The 15,367-nt window shown below is 67.6% G+C and carries 11 protein-coding genes; 9 read left to right on the top strand and 2 right to left on the bottom strand.

Annotation, left to right across the window (positions count from 1 at the left end):
• Positions 1-26 precede the first annotated feature (26 nt).
• Positions 27-674 carry a TetR family transcriptional regulator gene (locus IN820_RS10990; protein ID WP_193681020.1) on the top strand — a complete coding sequence of 216 codons (648 nt, stop codon included), beginning with the start codon at positions 27-29 and terminating at the stop codon, positions 672-674.
• A 20-nt stretch (positions 675-694) separates the two neighbouring features.
• On the opposite strand, the gene IN820_RS10985 is transcribed toward IN820_RS10990, so the two are convergent.
• On the bottom strand, positions 695-886 hold the full coding sequence (locus IN820_RS10985; RefSeq protein ID WP_193681019.1) for a heavy-metal-associated domain-containing protein: 192 nt from the start codon (positions 884-886) through the stop codon (positions 695-697).
• 150 nt (positions 887-1,036) lie between these two features.
• Between IN820_RS10985 and IN820_RS10980 the strand changes: the two genes are divergently transcribed.
• The 4 genes from IN820_RS10980 to IN820_RS10965 all read left to right on the top strand — a co-directional run bounded on the left by IN820_RS10980 (position 1,037) and on the right by IN820_RS10965 (position 8,037).
• Positions 1,037-3,418: a heavy metal translocating P-type ATPase gene (locus IN820_RS10980; protein WP_193681018.1), complete on the top strand. Its 2,382-nt coding sequence runs from the start codon at positions 1,037-1,039 to the stop codon at positions 3,416-3,418.
• 13 nt (positions 3,419-3,431) lie between these two features.
• On the top strand, positions 3,432-3,851 hold the full coding sequence (gene cueR / locus IN820_RS10975) for a Cu(I)-responsive transcriptional regulator (RefSeq protein WP_193681017.1): 420 nt from the start codon (positions 3,432-3,434) through the stop codon (positions 3,849-3,851).
• 284 nt (positions 3,852-4,135) lie between these two features.
• Entirely contained in the window at positions 4,136-5,725 is a 1,590-nt protein-coding gene (locus IN820_RS10970) for a malate:quinone oxidoreductase (protein ID WP_193681016.1), read from the top strand.
• Positions 5,726-6,114: 389 nt separating this feature from the next.
• Positions 6,115-8,037 (top strand): HAMP domain-containing methyl-accepting chemotaxis protein, encoded by a 1,923-nt coding sequence (locus tag IN820_RS10965; protein ID WP_193681037.1) that lies wholly within the window; start codon positions 6,115-6,117, stop codon positions 8,035-8,037.
• A 278-nt stretch (positions 8,038-8,315) separates the two neighbouring features.
• Here the strand turns inward: IN820_RS10965 and bfr are convergent, their stop codons facing one another.
• Positions 8,316-8,783 carry a bacterioferritin gene (gene bfr, locus IN820_RS10960; protein WP_193681015.1) on the bottom strand — a complete coding sequence of 156 codons (468 nt, stop codon included), beginning with the start codon at positions 8,781-8,783 and terminating at the stop codon, positions 8,316-8,318.
• A 245-nt stretch (positions 8,784-9,028) separates the two neighbouring features.
• Between bfr and IN820_RS10955 the strand changes: the two genes are divergently transcribed.
• The 4 genes from IN820_RS10955 to IN820_RS10940 all read left to right on the top strand — a co-directional run.
• Positions 9,029-10,108: an efflux RND transporter periplasmic adaptor subunit gene (locus IN820_RS10955; protein ID WP_193681014.1), complete on the top strand. Its 1,080-nt coding sequence runs from the start codon at positions 9,029-9,031 to the stop codon at positions 10,106-10,108.
• Positions 10,109-10,112: 4 nt separating this feature from the next.
• Positions 10,113-13,157, top strand: a complete 3,045-nt coding sequence (locus IN820_RS10950) for an efflux RND transporter permease subunit (protein WP_193681013.1) — start codon at positions 10,113-10,115, stop codon at positions 13,155-13,157.
• A complete protein-coding gene (locus IN820_RS10945) occupies positions 13,154-14,608 on the top strand; it encodes an efflux transporter outer membrane subunit (protein WP_193681012.1) in 1,455 nt (484 codons plus the stop codon). Before IN820_RS10950 ends, IN820_RS10945 begins: the two co-directional genes overlap by 4 nt.
• A 355-nt stretch (positions 14,609-14,963) precedes the next feature.
• The coding region (locus IN820_RS10940; protein ID WP_193681011.1) for a PAAR domain-containing protein at positions 14,964-15,367 on the top strand (404 nt) is incomplete at its 3' end.

Genomic DNA, 15,367 nt, shown 5'->3' with positions numbered 1-15,367 from the left:
GAAGCAGCTACCTGCCCGAATCTGCCATGCGCCGAACCAAAGAAGAAGCCGAGAAGACCCGCGCCGCCATCCTCGCATCCGCCGAGCGGCTGTTCCTGGACAAGGGCGTGGCCCACACCAGTCTCGACCAGATCGCCCGCGACGCCGGCGTGACCCGCGGCGCGGTGTATTGGCATTTCCAGAACAAGGCCCATCTGTTTCACGAGATGCTCGACCAGGTTCGCCTGCCCCCCGAACAGATGGCCGAGCGGCTCTGCACGTGCGATCGACAACAGCCACTGCAGGCGCTGATCGCCTTGCGCGACCTGAGCATCGAGGCCATCGCCGCCCTCGCCAGCAACGAACAGAAGCGGCGCATCTTCACCATCCTGCTGCATCGCTGCGAATTCACCGAAGAGCTGCGCGACGCCGAGGAGCGGCACGATGCCTTCATCAACCAGTTCATCGACATGTGCGAGAAGCTGCTGCAGAACGCCGCCGATCACTTGCGCCCTGGAGTCACGCCTCGACTGGCCGCGCGGTCGTTGCATGCGTTGATGGTCGGGCTGTTCACCGACTGGACACGCGACCCGCAGCTGTTCGCGGCGCAGACCGAAGCCCGCGCCCTGATCGATCCGCTGTTTCGCGGCCTGGTACGCGACTGGCCGGACGATCGGGGCGAGCCCCATCCCTGACGGCTACGGCCCGTCCTGCCTCATTGAACCTGATAGCCCTCCTGCACGATCGCATCACGGATTGCCTGCCCGTCCAGCGTGCTGTCGACCCGCACCGTGCCCGCAGCCAGATCCACTTCCACCTTCGCCGCCGGGTCCAGCGCCTGGAGCGCCTGGATCACCGCACGCTCGCAATGACCGCAGGTCATGCCCGTCACGTTGAATACTTGCATCGCTTCTCTCCTTAGCTGTTGGAGCGCCGATTCTCGACCTTGCCACCCTGGCAAGGTCAATGGGTTCGACTGTCGCAGGTCAAGGGCTTGACCTTTACATAGGGTTAAGGTCGATTCTCATCGCATCGCCATCCAGGAGTGCATCGCACCATGTCCAGCGCCACCTATACCCTGCCGGTCAGCGGCATGACCTGCGCCAGCTGCGCCGGTCGCGTCGAGCGCGCCCTGCTGAAAGTCCCGGGCGTGGAGGCGGCGAGCGTCAACCTGGCCAACGAGCAGGTCCGTATCGACGCGGGCGCAGCGGACCTCGCCGAGCTGATCCAGGCGGTGGAAAAGGCCGGCTACGGGGTGCCCGTGCAGAGCCTCGAACTGGCCATCGACGGCATGACCTGCGCCAGTTGCGTCGGCCGTGTCGAACGCGCCCTGCTCAAGGAGCCCGGCGTGCGCAGCGCCTCGGTGAACCTGGCCAGCGAGCGTGCCCATGTCGAGGTGCTCGGCGCAGTGGAACCGGCGGCGTTGATCCAGGCCGTCGAGAACGCCGGTTACCACGCCACGTCGAGCGGCGGCGCAGCACCGCAAGCGGACGACGCCGAACGACGCCTGCGCCGCGAACGCCGAACGGTCATCGCCGGCCTGTTGCTGGCCGCCCCGCTGGTGCTGCCGATGTTCGCCGAGCTGTTCGGCGGACACTGGATGCTGCCGCCCTGGATACAGTTCCTGCTCGCCACACCGGTGCAGTTCGTGCTCGGCGCACGCTTCTACGTCGCCGGTTGGAAGGCGGTGCGCGCCGGCGCCGGCAACATGGACCTGCTGGTGGCCATCGGCACCAGCGCCGGCTACGGCCTGAGCCTCTACCAATGGTGGGCGACACCGGCCGGGCAGATGCCGCACCTGTATTTTGAAGCCTCGGCGGTGGTGATCGCCCTGGTATTACTCGGCAAGTACCTGGAAAGCCGCGCCAAGCGCCAGACCAGCGCCGCCATTCGGGCGCTCGAAGCGCTGCGCCCGGAGCGCGCCACGCGGCTGGTCGATGGCCGTGAGGAAGACGTCGCCATTGCCGCCCTGCGCCTCGACGACCTGGTGCTGGTCAAGCCCGGCGAGCGTTTTCCGGTGGACGGCGAAGTGCTCGAAGGCGAAAGCCAGGCCGACGAGGCGCTGATCAGCGGCGAGAGCCTGCCGGTGAACAAGGCACCGGGCGACCGCATCACCGGCGGTGCCATCAACGGCGAAGGCCGTCTGCTGGTGCGCACTACCGCGCTGGGCGGCGAAACCGTGCTGGCGCGGATCATCCGCCTGGTGGAAGACGCGCAGGCGGCCAAGGCGCCGATCCAGAAACTGGTGGACAAGGTCAGCCAGGTGTTCGTCCCGGCGGTGCTGGTGATCGCCATGTTCACCCTGATCGGCTGGCTGCTGGCCGGTGCGCCGGCTCAGGTCGCGCTGATCAACGCCGTCGCCGTGCTGGTCATCGCCTGCCCCTGCGCCCTCGGCCTGGCCACCCCGGCGGCGATCATGGCCGGCACTGGCGTGGCCGCACGGCATGGCATCCTGATCAAGGACGCCGAAGCACTGGAAGTGGCCCATGCGGTGAACGCCGTGGCGTTCGACAAGACCGGCACGCTCACCTCGGGCAAGCCGCAGATCATCCACCTGCATGCCGTGGACGGCGACGAATCCCTGCTGCTGCGCCTGGCCGGCGCGCTGCAGCGTGGCAGCGAGCATCCGCTGGCGCGGGCGGTGCTGGAGCGCTGCGAGGCGCTCGGCCTGCAGGTGCCAGACGTGGAGAACAGCCAGTCGCTCACCGGCCGCGGCATCGCCGGCAGCCTGGGCGGCCGGCAACTGGCGCTGGGCAACCGTCGCATCCTCGTCGACAACGGCCTGCAGCCGGGCGGCCTGGCCGACACCGCGCCGGCCTGGGAAGCCGAGGGCCGCACGCTCTCCTGGCTGGTGGAAACCGCCCCGCAGCCGCGCGTGCTCGGCCTGTTCGCCTTCGGCGACAGCCTCAAGGACGGCGCCGCCGAAGCCATCGCCGCGCTCGATGCCCGGCACATCCGCAGCCACCTGATCACCGGCGACAACCGCGGCAGCGCCCGCGTGGTGGCCGAGGCGTTGCACATCGACGACGTGCATGCCGAGGTGCTGCCGGCGGACAAGGCCGCCACCGTCGCCGCACTGAAGCAGGGCGGTGCGGTGGTGGCGATGGTCGGCGACGGCATCAACGACGCCCCGGCGCTGGCTGCGGCGGATGTCGGCATCGCCATGGGCGGCGGCACCGACGTGGCCATGCACGCCGCCGGCATCACCCTGATGCGCGGCGACCCGCGGCTGGTGCCCGCAGCGCTGGAAATCAGCCGGCGCACCTACCGCAAGATCCAGCAGAACCTGTTCTGGGCCTTCATCTACAACCTGGTGGGCATCCCGCTGGCGGCCTTCGGCTTCCTCAGCCCGGTGGTCGCCGGCGCAGCGATGGCCTTGTCCAGCGTCAGCGTGGTGAGCAACGCGCTGCTGCTCAAGACCTGGAAACCGCAAGACTGAACGAGGACACGCCATGAATATCGGCCAAGCCGCCAGGCACAGCGGCCTCACCGCGAAAATGATCCGCTATTACGAAACCATCGGCCTGCTGGCGCCGGCCGGGCGTGGCGCCAACGGCTACCGCCGCTACGGCGACAAGGACCTCCACCAGTTGGCGTTCATCAAGCGCGCGCGGGACATGGGTTTCTCGCTGGACGAAGTGAGCCGCCTGCTGGCCCTCTGGCAGGACCGCCAACGTGCCAGCGCCGACGTGAAGGCGCTGGCCGAGGCGCATATCGACGACCTCGAGCGCAAAATCGCCGAGCTGGTCGGCCTGCGCGATACCCTGCGCGAACTGGTCGGCCACTGCCAAGGCGACGAACGGCCGGACTGCCCGATCCTGCGGGGCCTGGAGTCGGGCTGCTGCGCAGGGGACCACGGCGCCGATGACTGAATGCCGCCGCCGGCCGGCTTCGCCCTGCACATCGGCATTGCGATGAGCCGCCCGGCCGAATAGACTGCGCGCCCTCGCATGGCGCGGTCCCCCACGGGGCGCCACGCCGTCCATGCCGGTCCCGCTCCTTGCAGCGCCGACCAATCCAGCCTTCCAAGGCCCTTCACATGCATCCGAGCACTCACCGGACCCGAGCTGGCCGCCTTGCCATTGCTCCAGCACGGCCATTCCGGCGTTCAGGCATGCATTCAAGCAATCTTCGTTATCAGGCAATAGAACCTTCGATGAAAAAACTGCTACTGGCGATCTGCTGCTTCGGCCTGATCGCCTGCTCCAAACCCAACGAGCCCGAGAAGACCGTCGATGTCCTGCTGATCGGCGGCGGCATCATGAGCGCGACCCTGGGCACCTACCTGCACGAGCTCGAACCGGGCTGGACGATCGACATCTACGAGCGCCTGCCCGCCATCGCCGAGGAAAGCTCCAACGCCTGGAACAACGCCGGCACCGGTCATTCGGCATTCTGCGAACTGAACTACACCCCGCAGAAAGCCGACGGCAGCATCGACATCAGCAAGGCGGTGAGCATTGCCGAGTCGTTCGAGATATCCAAGCAGTTCTGGGCCCATCAGGTCGAGCGCGGCGTGCTGCACGAGCCACGGCGCTTCATCAACAGCGTCCCGCACATGAGCTTCGTCTGGGGCGAGGACAACATCGAGTTCCTGCGCAAGCGCCACGAGGCCCTGCAACAAAGCCCGCTGTTCCGCGGCATGGAGTTTTCCGAGGACTCGCAGCGGATCGCCGAGTGGATTCCGCTGGTGATGAACGGCCGCGACCAGGCCCAGCACGTCGCCGCGACACGCATGCCGCTCGGCACCGACGTGAACTTCGGCGAGGTCACCCGGCAACTGTTCGGCGCCCTGGACGAGAACGAGCAGGTCAAACTGCATCTGCAGCACGAGGTTCGTGACATCGTGCGCAACGAGGACGGCACCTGGACCGTGACCGCCGCCGATCTCGCCAACGGCGAGGCGCAGAGCAGTGTCAAGGCCCGCTTCGTCTTCATCGGTGCCGGCGGCGGCGCGCTGAAGCTGCTACAGATGACCGATATTCCGGAGGCCAAGGGCTACGCCGGCTTCCCCGTCGGCGGCCAGTTCCTGATGACCCGCAACCCCGAAGTGGTGGCGCAGCACCAGGCCAAGGTCTACGGACTGGCCTCGGTCGGCTCGCCGCCGATGTCCGTCCCGCACCTGGATACCCGCGTGATCGGCGGCGAGACGGTGCTGCTGTTCGGCCCGTTCGCCACCTTCTCCAGCAAGTTCCTGAAGAACGGCTCGCTGATGGATCTGCCCGGCTCCCTGAGCACCGACAACGCACTGCCGATGATGCAGGCCGGCCTGGACAACTTCGACCTGAGCAAGTATCTGGTCGGCCAGCTGTTGCTCAGCCAGGAAGACCGCATCGAGGTGCTGCGCGACTACTTCCCTCAGGCCGATGCGGCCGACTGGGAGCTGATCACCGCCGGCCAGCGGGTCCAGATCATCAAGAACGATCCGCAAAAGGGCGGTGTGCTGCAGTTCGGCACCGAGGTCGTCAGTTCGGCCGATGGCAGCATCGCCGCGCTCCTGGGCGCCTCGCCCGGCGCCTCGACCGCCGCGCCGATCATGCTGACCCTGCTCGAGACCACCTTCAAGGAGCGGATCGAGTCGCCGCAGTGGCAAGCCCGCCTGAAGACGATTTTCCCGTCCTACGGGCTGGCCCTGAACGACGACGCCGAACTCACCGCGCGCATACGTGCGGCGACCCACCAGCAGCTGCAACTCGATATGCCAGCCCCGCAGCCGACGGCCGCTGCCGAAGCCTCGGTGGACTGAGGTCCTGGGACGAAAATTACCGCTGCACGGGGTTTTTCCGGGTGCGCTTCGCGCACCGCCGGGCCCGGGAGCACCGTGGCTGGATGTCATGACGAGCCGTTGGGTTGAGCGAAGCGAAGCCCAACGAGTGGGTTATCGGACCAGCGCTTCGGTGCGAGTTGGCTTCGCCGCTGTGCGCCCCGACCCAACGTGGGGGCGGCGGGGCGCTCATGACCGCGCAGTGAGCGCCGCCATGCAGCTCGTCGGCTGGGCGGCAGGAAATCGCCGGTGCGCCTCAAGCCCCGGGACCTAAGGCCGACAGCGAGCGACTGACACGAACGGGCGGCCCGCGCTTGGCCGGTGCCGCCCGAATTCCCCTTCATTTTTCCGCCTCATTTTCTGGAGCTGCCATGAACAGATGGTTTGCAAGCATTGGCGTCAGCAGCAAGCTCGCGCTGGGTTTCGGCGCCGTCCTGGTCCTGACCCTCGTCCTCGCCTGGAATGGCTGGGTCAGCCTCGGCAGCGTGATCCAGCGCAGCGGCTGGATGACTCAAATAACACAGCTCAACAACAAGCTGACGGATCTGCGTATCGCACGCCTGCAATTCATGCTGGCCAAAGGTGACGCGAAAACCACCGAGCGTCTGGATGACACGCTAGCTACCTACCTGTCGGAACAGACCAAGCTGCTCAACACCTTCAAGAACCCGGTAAACGTCGCCATGCTCAAGGAGCAGGCTGGCTACAATGAGTTGTTCCGTCGCTCGCTGGAGGACATGCGCCAGGGTTATGCCCTAGCCAGTGGGGCCACCACGACCATCGAAGACAATGCCGCCCGGCTCGGTGAACTCGCCGTTGACGTTAGCGCACGGGTCCTGCAGTTGGCCGAGGACAATGACCAGCGCTTCGCGCAGTACCGCGCCATCACCGAAATCAAAGAAGCGCTCAAGCAGGCGCAGTATTTGCTGCGTATCTACATGGCCACATCGACTCCGCAGAACGCCCAGTCCGTGTATGCGCAGCTCGATGTGGCCCTGGCCACGCTGAACAGGCATAACAGCGTTCTCGACTTCGCCAACCGGGACGCCGCCCAACAGATCCGTTCGATCCTCGGTCAATACCGTACGGCGATCGAATCGCTCGAAGCAGCGACCCTGGCGATTGCCGAGGCGCGTCAGGGAATGATCGACCATCAGACCGAGATCCTGCGCGTGGGCAACGCCCTGTATGCGTATCAACTGGAACGGCTGGATATCGAGAGCAACGAAGCAGGCAATCGCCTGATGCTCAGCGCCATACTGGCTCTGCTGCTCGGCGTGCTGGCCGCATGGCTGATCACCCGTCAGATCACCCTGCCGCTAAAGGCGACCCTGGCGGACGTCGAACGCATTGCCTCCGGCGATCTGACCGCCACCGCGCAAATCACCCGTCGCGATGAGCTAGGCATTCTGCAGCAGGGCATTCAACAGATGGGCGCGACCCTGCGCGAGCTGATCGGCGGTATTCGCGACGGAGTGAGCCAGATCAGCAGCGCCGCCGAGGAGCTGTCTGCGGTCACGATGCAGACCAGCTCCGGCGTCAATAGCCAGAAAGAGGAAACCGATCAGGTCGCCACCGCCATGCATGAGATGTCGGCGACAGTCCACGAGGTCGCGCGAAATGCTGAACAGGCGGCGCAGGCCGCCACAGAAGCGGATATCGAAGCCCGCGACGGCGACCGCGTCGTCGCTGAAGTGGTCACGCAAATCGAGCGCATGGCCAATGAAGTCATCCGCTCCTCGGAAGCGATGACGGAGCTGCAAAGCGACAGCGACAAGATCGGCAGCGTGATGAACGTCATTCGTGCCGTGGCTGAACAGACCAACCTGCTGGCGCTGAATGCCGCAATCGAGGCAGCGCGTGCCGGTGAGGCCGGTCGTGGTTTCGCCGTGGTGGCCGATGAAGTGCGCGGCCTGGCGCAGCGCACGCAGAAATCCACCGAGGAAATCGAACAACTGGTAAGCGCCCTGCACGGCGGCACACAGCAGGTAGCGGCCATCATGCAAAGCAGCCGCAGCCTCACCGACAGCAGTGTCGAGCTGGCGCGTCGCGCGGGCACATCACTGGCCAGCATCACCCGCACCGTGTCCAACATCCAGGCGATGAACCAGCAGATCGCCACCGCCGCCGAAGAGCAGAGCGCAGTCGCCGAGGAGATCAGCCGCAGCGTGGTGAACGTGCGCGACGTTGCGGAACAGACCGCTGCTGCCAGCGAGGAAACCGCCGCGTCCAGCGTCGAGCTGGCGCGCCTGGGCAGCCAGCTGCAGACATTGGTGAGCCGTTTCCGGGTCTAGCCGCTTCAGAGGGAAGGCCAGCCCGGGACGATGCTTTCCCTTCTCGATGGGCGAAACGGATCAGCGCGTTGGGCCGGGGCGCGTAGCCTGAGGAGCGCAGCGACGAAGCCCAACTCATGCCGAGGCCAGGATGATCTTCGGCACGTCCAGAGACCAATGACGTGACGAATGTGCGGCCCCGGCACCCCGCTCGCTGGGCTTCGCCGCGCCCCACCTCGGCGGCCCCACCTCGGCGGCCCCACCTCGGCGGCCCCACCCAAGCTACGCGGCTTCCCGGATCAGCTCGCCTGGGATTGCAGGTAGTTCTGCAGGCCGATGCGGTCGATCAGGCCGAGCTGCTGCTCCAGCCAGTAGGCATGGTCTTCCTCGGTGTCCTGGAGCTGGGCGGCCAGCAGGTCGCGGGTGGCGTAGTCGCCGTGCTGTTCGGCCAGGGCGATGCCCTTGGCCAGCGCCGCGCGCACCTTGTATTCCAGTGCCAGGTCGTTGCGCAGCATCTCCGGCACGGTATGGCCCGGGTTGATCGGCTCCGGCGTCATGTCCGGCGTGCCTTCGAGGAAGAGAATGCGGGTCAGCAGGACATCGGCGTGCTGGGTCTCTTCCTCCATCTCGTGATTGATGCGCTCGTAGAGCTGGGTGAAGCCCCAGTCGGCGTACATGCGCGAGTGCAGGAAATACTGGTCGCGAGCCGCCAGCTCGCCGCGCAGCAGCTCCTTCAGATAGTCGATTACCGGTGCCTGGCCTTGCATTTGCGTGCTCCCCCGTGTCGATGCCGCCTGTTCAAGCGGGCAAGCATCCCCGCTGAACCGGCGCCGGTCAAGCGCGCAAAAGCCGCAGCGATGCTGCCCTCAAGTGTGGCAGAGACCGGACGAAAGTCGACCGCCAGTCACAATTCTCGCAACGCCATCGTGGCGAACTCATGGATCGCGCCGGGGCTCTACTGAAAGCCCGACGACCGGCCGCGTGGTCGTCATCAGCCCAGACAGGAATTCCGATGGCGCCAACGCCCGCATGCTCGCTGCCCAAATCCTGGTTGATGATGCTCGCCTGCATCCTGCCGCTGTTGCATGGCTGCTCGTCGGAAACCGAGCCTGCGCCGCCGCCACCACGTGTGGCACTGGTGGCGCCGTTGCAGCCGGCCGAGCCGAAGCCCCGGGCGCTGCGCTTCTCCGGCGTGGTGCAGAGCGTCACCCACACGCAGCTGTCCTTCGAGGTCTCCGGGCGCATCGAACGCATTCTGGTCGACGAAGGCCGCCATGTACGCCGTGGCCAGCCGTTGGCCGAACTCGACCGCACCGACTACCAGTTGCAACTGCGCGAAACCGAAGCCCGCTTGCGCCAGCTGGAAGCGGACCTGGCGCGCAAACGCACCCTGCTCGCCGAAGGCATTCTCGCTCCGGCCGCGATCGAGCCGCTGGAGGCCAATACCGTCGTCGCCCGCGTCGCGCGCGACAGTGCCCGGCGCAACCTCGACCACGGCACGCTGAACGCCCCCTTCGACGGGGTGGTCGCACGGCGCCTCGTCGAGCCCGACATGGTGGTGTCAACTGGTACCCCGGTACTGGAGATGCAGGACAACCGCCACATCGAAGTCGCTATCGACCTGCCGGAAACCGCTGCGCTGGACATTCCGCTCGGCCCTGAGCTCGAGGCCGAGGGCGAACTGGTCATCGCCGAGCTGCGCCTGCCGCTGCGCTACAAGGAGCACAGCACCCAGCCCCGCGAGGGCGCCCGCACCTATCGCCTGGTGCTGCAGGGCGAACCGCCGGAAGGCTACAACCTGCTGCCCGGCATGGCCATGCGCATCCGCCTGCAGCGGCCGTCGCCCACGCGGACGGCCAGCGGCGCGTTCCGCCTGCCGCTCGCGGCCGTGCAGACCGACAGCGACGGCACGCACTTCATCTGGCATGCCGAAAACGGCCACGCGCGCCGCCAGCCGGTGCGCCTGCAACGCATCGACGGCGACCAGGCGCTGATCCGCGGCGATGCCCTGCGGGCGCGGATGCCGGTGATCGTCGCCGGCGGCAGCAAGCTCCACGAGGACCAGCCGATCGAACCGACCACGCGGAACTGAGCCGATGGATTTCGCCCGTTACGCCATCACCCGGCCGGTCAACATCTGGATTCTGGTGCTGGCCTGCCTGTTCGGCGGCACGCTCGCCTTCTTCGAGATCGGCCGCCTGGAAGATCCCGAATTCACCATCAAGCAGGCCATCGTCAACGTCCAATACCCCGGCGCCACCGCGCTGGAGGTCGAGCAGCAAGTGACCGAGCCGTTGGAAAGCGCCATCCAGCAGATGGCGCAGGTCAAGGAAATCCGTTCGCGCTCGATGCCGGGCGTCGCCGAGATCCGCGTGGAAATGCAGGATCGCTATTCCGGCGATGCGCTGCCACAGATCTGGGACGAGCTGCGCAACAAGATCGACGATGCCCAGGGCGACCTGCCGCCCGACATCGAGCCGCCGCAGGTGAACGACGATTTCGGCGACGTCTACGGCATCTTCTACGCGCTGACCGGCGAAGGCCTGACGCTCAAGGAGCTGCATGAAACGGCCAAGGACCTGCGCCGCGGGCTGGTAACCACCGAAGGCGTCGGCAAGGTGGAAATCGCCGGCGTACAGGAGGAGCGCATCCTGGTGGAGGTGGACCAGGCGCAGCTGGCGGCGCTCGGCGTGGCACCGGACGAGATCGCCGCGGCGCTGGCCGACACCGATGCAGCCGTCGACGCTGGCGGGGTGAATGCCGGCGACTTCTTCGTGCGCCTGCGCCCCAGTGGCGCCTTCGACTCGCTGGACCAGTTGCGTGCGCTGCCGGTCGGCCAGGGGCCACGGCGCGTGGAACTGGGCGCCATCGCCAGGCTCTCGCGCGATTACGCCGAGCGGCCGCCGCAGATCATCCGCCACAACGGCCAGCCGGCCCTGACGCTGGGCATCAGCGGCATATCGGGGGCGAATATCGTCGAGGTCGGGCACAGCGTCGAAGCCGCGCTGCAGGCCATGCAGCAGCGCATGCCGCTGGGCGCCGAGCTGCATCCGCTGTACGAGCAGCACCGCATCGTCGACGAATCGGTGAACAGCTTCGCGCTCAACGTGTTCCTCTCGGTGGCCATCGTCGTCGGCGTGCTGTGCCTCGCCATGGGCCTGCGCGCCGGGATCATCATCGGCGCGGTGCTGTTTCTCACCGTGCTCGGCACGCTGCTGGTGATGTGGCTGGCCGGCATCGAACTGGAGCGGATATCCCTCGGCGCGCTGATCATCGCCATGGGCATGCTGGTGGACAACGCGGTGGTGGTCTGCGACGGCATGCTGGTGCGCCAGCGCCAAGGCAAGAGCATTCTCGAAGCATCGCAGCAGACCCTGCAGCAGACGCAATGGCCGCTGCTGGGCGCGACCATCATCGGCATCCTCGCCTTCGCCGGGATCGGCCTGTCGCAGGACACCACCGGGGAATTCCTCTTCTCGCTGTTCTTCGTCATCGCCGTATCCCTGCTGCTCAGCTGGCTGCTGGCGCTGCTGCTGGTGCCGCTGTTCGGCCACTACCTGCTGCGCAAGGCCGGCGCCGACGAGGACGCCGACGCGGCCTACAGCGGCCGCTGGTACGCGCGCTATCGCCGGCTGGCCGGAGGCGTGCTGCGCCGGCCCTGGCTGACCATCGGCGCGCTGCTGGTGCTGACGGTGATCAGCGCGGTGGTCTTCACCCGCCTGCCGCAGAGCTTCTTTCCGCCGTCGAGCACGCCGCTGTTCTACGTCAACCTGTTCCTGCCGCAGGGCACGCACATTCGCGACACCGAGCGCGCCGCCGCCGATGTCGGGGCGTATCTGGCCGAGCTGGACGGGGTTAGCGAAGTGACCCGCTTCATCGGCGCCGGTGCCTCGCGCTTCATGCTCACCTACATGCCCGAGCAGCCGAACGCCTCGCTGATGCACTTTCTGGTGCGCAGCGAGGATGCCGGCGTCATCGACGGCCTGGTCCGCCAGATCAACCAGGAACTGCCGCCACGCTATCCGTCGGCCGATGTCTCCGCCGCGCGCTTCATGTTCGGCCCCAACGCCGAGGCCAAGCTGGAGGCGCGCATCAGCGGCCCGGACATCGGCGTGCTGCGCCAGCTGTCCGCCGAGGGCCGCCAGCGGCTGCAGGAGCGCGGCGAGGTGCTCAACGTTCGTGACGACTGGCGCCAGCCGGTGCTGGTGTTGCGCCCGCAGCTGGCGCTGGAGCGCCTGGCCGATGCCGGGCTGACCCGCCAGGCGGTGGCGCGGGCACTGGCCGCCGGCAGCGAAGGCCAGCAGGTCAGCCTGTTGCGCGAACGCGACGAACTGATCCCGGTGTTGCTGCGCGCCCGCCCCGAAGACCGCATCGGCAGCGACGACCTGCTGCAACGGCTGATCTGGAGCCCGGCCGACGGCGGCTACGTGCCCCTGGCGCAGGTCGCCGACGGCATCGAGCCGGCCAGCGAAGACAGCATCATCGTGCGCTACGACCGCGCGCGCACCATTTCCATCCGCGCCGAACCGCGCGACGGCGAGAACACCGACCAGGCCCACCAGCGCATCCGGCCGCTGATCGAAGGCATCGAACTGCCGCTCGACTACAGCCTCAAGTGGGGCGGCGACTACGAGCAGTCGTCCGACGCCCAGCAGGCGCTGGCCAGCACGCTCGCCGTGCCCTATCTGGCGATGGTGCTGGTCACCGTGCTGCTGTTCGCCAGGGTGCGCCAGCCGCTGATGATCTGGGCGGTGGTGCCCATGGCGATCTGCGGTGTCAGCTTCGGCCTGCTGCTGACCGGGCAGGCGTTCGGCTTCATGGCGCTGCTCGGCCTGCTCAGCCTCACCGGCATGCTGATCAAGAACGCCGTGGTGCTGGTGGACGAGATCGACCGCCAGATCGATGCCGAGGTCCCGCGCCTGACCGCCATCATCGAAGCGTCCGCGTCGCGCCTGCGGCCGGTGACGATGGCCGCCGGCACTACGGTGCTGGGCATGGTGCCGCTGCTGGTCGACCCCTTCTTCGCCAACATGGCGGTCACCATCATGGGCGGTCTGGGCTTCGCCACCCTGCTTACCCTGCTCGCCGTACCCTGTCTGTACCTGCTGTTCATGAAGGTGCGCCCGGAGGAAACCGCATGAACGCCAAGCCGCGGGCCATCCCGCTGCTGTTCGCCCTGGCGCTGGCCGGCTGCTCCAGCGTGCCGCAACACCCCGCGCCGCCGCTGCCGGACAGCTGGTTCGGCGCCAGCGGCACGCGAGCGGCGGATGCCGCGGCGCTGGCCGACTGGTGGCGCCAGTTCGACGACCCGCAGTTGAGCGCCCTGGTCACCCGCGCCATGCAGCAGAACCACGACGTGCGCCTGGCCATGGCGCGGGTCGACACGGCGCGTGCGCAACTGCGCCAGTCACGTGCCGGCCTGCTGCCAAGCTTCGACCTGCCCGGCTCGGCCAGCCGCCAGTGGATCGAGAACGACCAGGAGGCCGAATCTGGTAGTCCGTTGGCCGACTTTATCCCGGACGACGACGTGATCAGCTTCGATAGCTGGGAGCTGGCGCTGCAGGCCACCTGGGAGCTGGACCTGTTCGGCGCCACCCGCGCACGCCGCGACAGCGCTGCCCGGCAGGTGCGCTCGGCGCAGGCCCAGGCGGTCGCGGCGCGCCTCGCGGTAGCGTCGAATACCGCACAAGGCTATGTGCAGCTGCGGGCGCTGCAGGGCCAACGCGCCTTGCTGGCCGAGGGCATCGAGGTGGCGCGCGAGCTGGAGCGCATCGCCGGGCTGCTCTTTCATGCCGGTGAGGTGACCCGGCTGGATGTCGAGGCGACGTCCGCCGAGCGCGCGGCGCTGCAAGCCGATCTCGACGAACTGGAGATTCACCTGGCCGAGGCGCAGCTGGCCCTGGACACCCTGCTCGCCGAGCCACCGGGCAGCACCGCTGGTCGACTCGCGGCGGCGGCTCCCGTGCCGTTGGCGCAGCGGCCGGTCCCGCCCGGCCAGCCCATCGACCTGTTGCGGCGCCGCCCGGACCTGATCGCCGAAGCCGCGCGGTTGGACGCCACCGAACTGCAAGCGCTGGCCGCCCGCCGCGACCTGTTTCCGACCCTGGCGGTGCAGGCCGCGGTCGGGCGCTCGGGGCTGGCGCTGGGCGACGCCATCTCCAGCGCCTCGAACTTTGCCCGGGTCGGCGCGACCTTCGGCCTGCCGCTGCTGGACTATCCACGCCGCTTCGCCGCCATCGAACTGGCCGATGCCGAAGGCGAGGGCGCCTACGTCGCCTTCGAACAGGCGCTGGCCCAGGCGCTGGAAGAAGTCGAGCGAAGCCTGGCCCGCATCGACGGCCAGCAGCGCCGGCACGCCTCGCTCGAACGCACCCGCGCGCACCGTGAACGCGCGTACCGGCTGGCGAAGCGCAGTTATGAACTGGGCGAGGCGAACCTGAGCGAGGTACTGGACGCCCAGCGCGGCGCCCTCGAGGCGCGGCAACGGGCGCTACAGGGACGCGCCGAACTGGCCACGGCGCAGGTCGCGCTGTTCGTGGCGTTGGGAGGGGGCTGGCAGGCGCAGCCTGGGCAGGTTGGGGCGGTGGAGTGAACGTGCCGCAATGAGAAGAGCAGTTATTGGCTGGACACCGGGCTGGCAAGTTTGGGTGTTGCCGCCGTTTGATTTGGGCTTGAGCCTTGAAGATCAAGACGACTACCGAGTGAGCTGACACTTCTGGTTTCGGCCTTCCTGGCCGAGTCCCTTTTTCTTGCTTGGCCAAGAAAAAGGCAAGATAAAACCCCGGCGGTGAAGACCGTACGGGGCTTTTTGCATTCCGCGACTGCGCAAGTTCTGGCGCAACCGGCGCGCAACCCGCGAACCAGTCCATAAAAAACCGAACGTCGTTTGCGCTCGCCGCCGCCCGTGCGGCAAGGTGCCGGCTCGCATACCGATAAGGAGATTGGTCATGTCCGGCAAACCCGCCGCCCGCCTCGGCGACTCCACTGCCTGCCCGAAGACCGGGCATGGCGACAACCCCATCGTCAGCGGCTCGCCCGACGTCTTCTTCGACGGCCTGCCCGCCGCCCGCGCCGGCGATACCACCGCATGCGGCAGCACCCTGACGGGCAATCTCATTCCCAACGTGCGGATCAACGGCAGGCCCGCCGTCGTCCAGGGCAGCCTCGGCGACCACGGCAATCTGGTCATCGGCGGCTCGGGCACCGTCATCATCGGCACCTCGCACACCCCGGCACCCTTCGTTCCGCCCGAACCGCTGAATATCGGCGGCGCGCCCGTGGCCCGGGCGCCCGCCGCGCCGGCACTGCCGCAACAACCGGCGCCCGTTGCTGCTCGCGCCTGGCACGAAGA

The organism is Pseudomonas lopnurensis, assembly GCF_015070855.1.
In the GTDB taxonomy this organism is placed as follows: Bacteria; Pseudomonadota; Gammaproteobacteria; order Pseudomonadales; family Pseudomonadaceae; genus Stutzerimonas; species Stutzerimonas lopnurensis.
Note: the sequence above shows the minus strand (reverse complement) of the source record. Positions and strands in the feature narration are given on the sequence as shown.

Coding starts and splice junctions, on each gene's coding strand:
- IN820_RS10945 (WP_193681012.1), top strand. CDS start 13,154: ATGAACGCCAAGCCGCGGGCCATCCCGCTGCTGTTCGCCCTGGCGCTG.
- IN820_RS10985 (WP_193681019.1), bottom strand. CDS start 886: ATGCAAGTATTCAACGTGACGGGCATGACCTGCGGTCATTGCGAGCGT.
- IN820_RS10990 (WP_193681020.1), top strand. CDS start 27: ATGCGCCGAACCAAAGAAGAAGCCGAGAAGACCCGCGCCGCCATCCTC.
- cueR (WP_193681017.1), top strand. CDS start 3,432: ATGAATATCGGCCAAGCCGCCAGGCACAGCGGCCTCACCGCGAAAATG.
- bfr (WP_193681015.1), bottom strand. CDS start 8,783: ATGCAAGGCCAGGCACCGGTAATCGACTATCTGAAGGAGCTGCTGCGC.
- IN820_RS10980 (WP_193681018.1), top strand. CDS start 1,037: ATGTCCAGCGCCACCTATACCCTGCCGGTCAGCGGCATGACCTGCGCC.
- IN820_RS10955 (WP_193681014.1), top strand. CDS start 9,029: ATGGCGCCAACGCCCGCATGCTCGCTGCCCAAATCCTGGTTGATGATG.
- IN820_RS10970 (WP_193681016.1), top strand. CDS start 4,136: ATGAAAAAACTGCTACTGGCGATCTGCTGCTTCGGCCTGATCGCCTGC.
- IN820_RS10950 (WP_193681013.1), top strand. CDS start 10,113: ATGGATTTCGCCCGTTACGCCATCACCCGGCCGGTCAACATCTGGATT.
- IN820_RS10965 (WP_193681037.1), top strand. CDS start 6,115: ATGAACAGATGGTTTGCAAGCATTGGCGTCAGCAGCAAGCTCGCGCTG.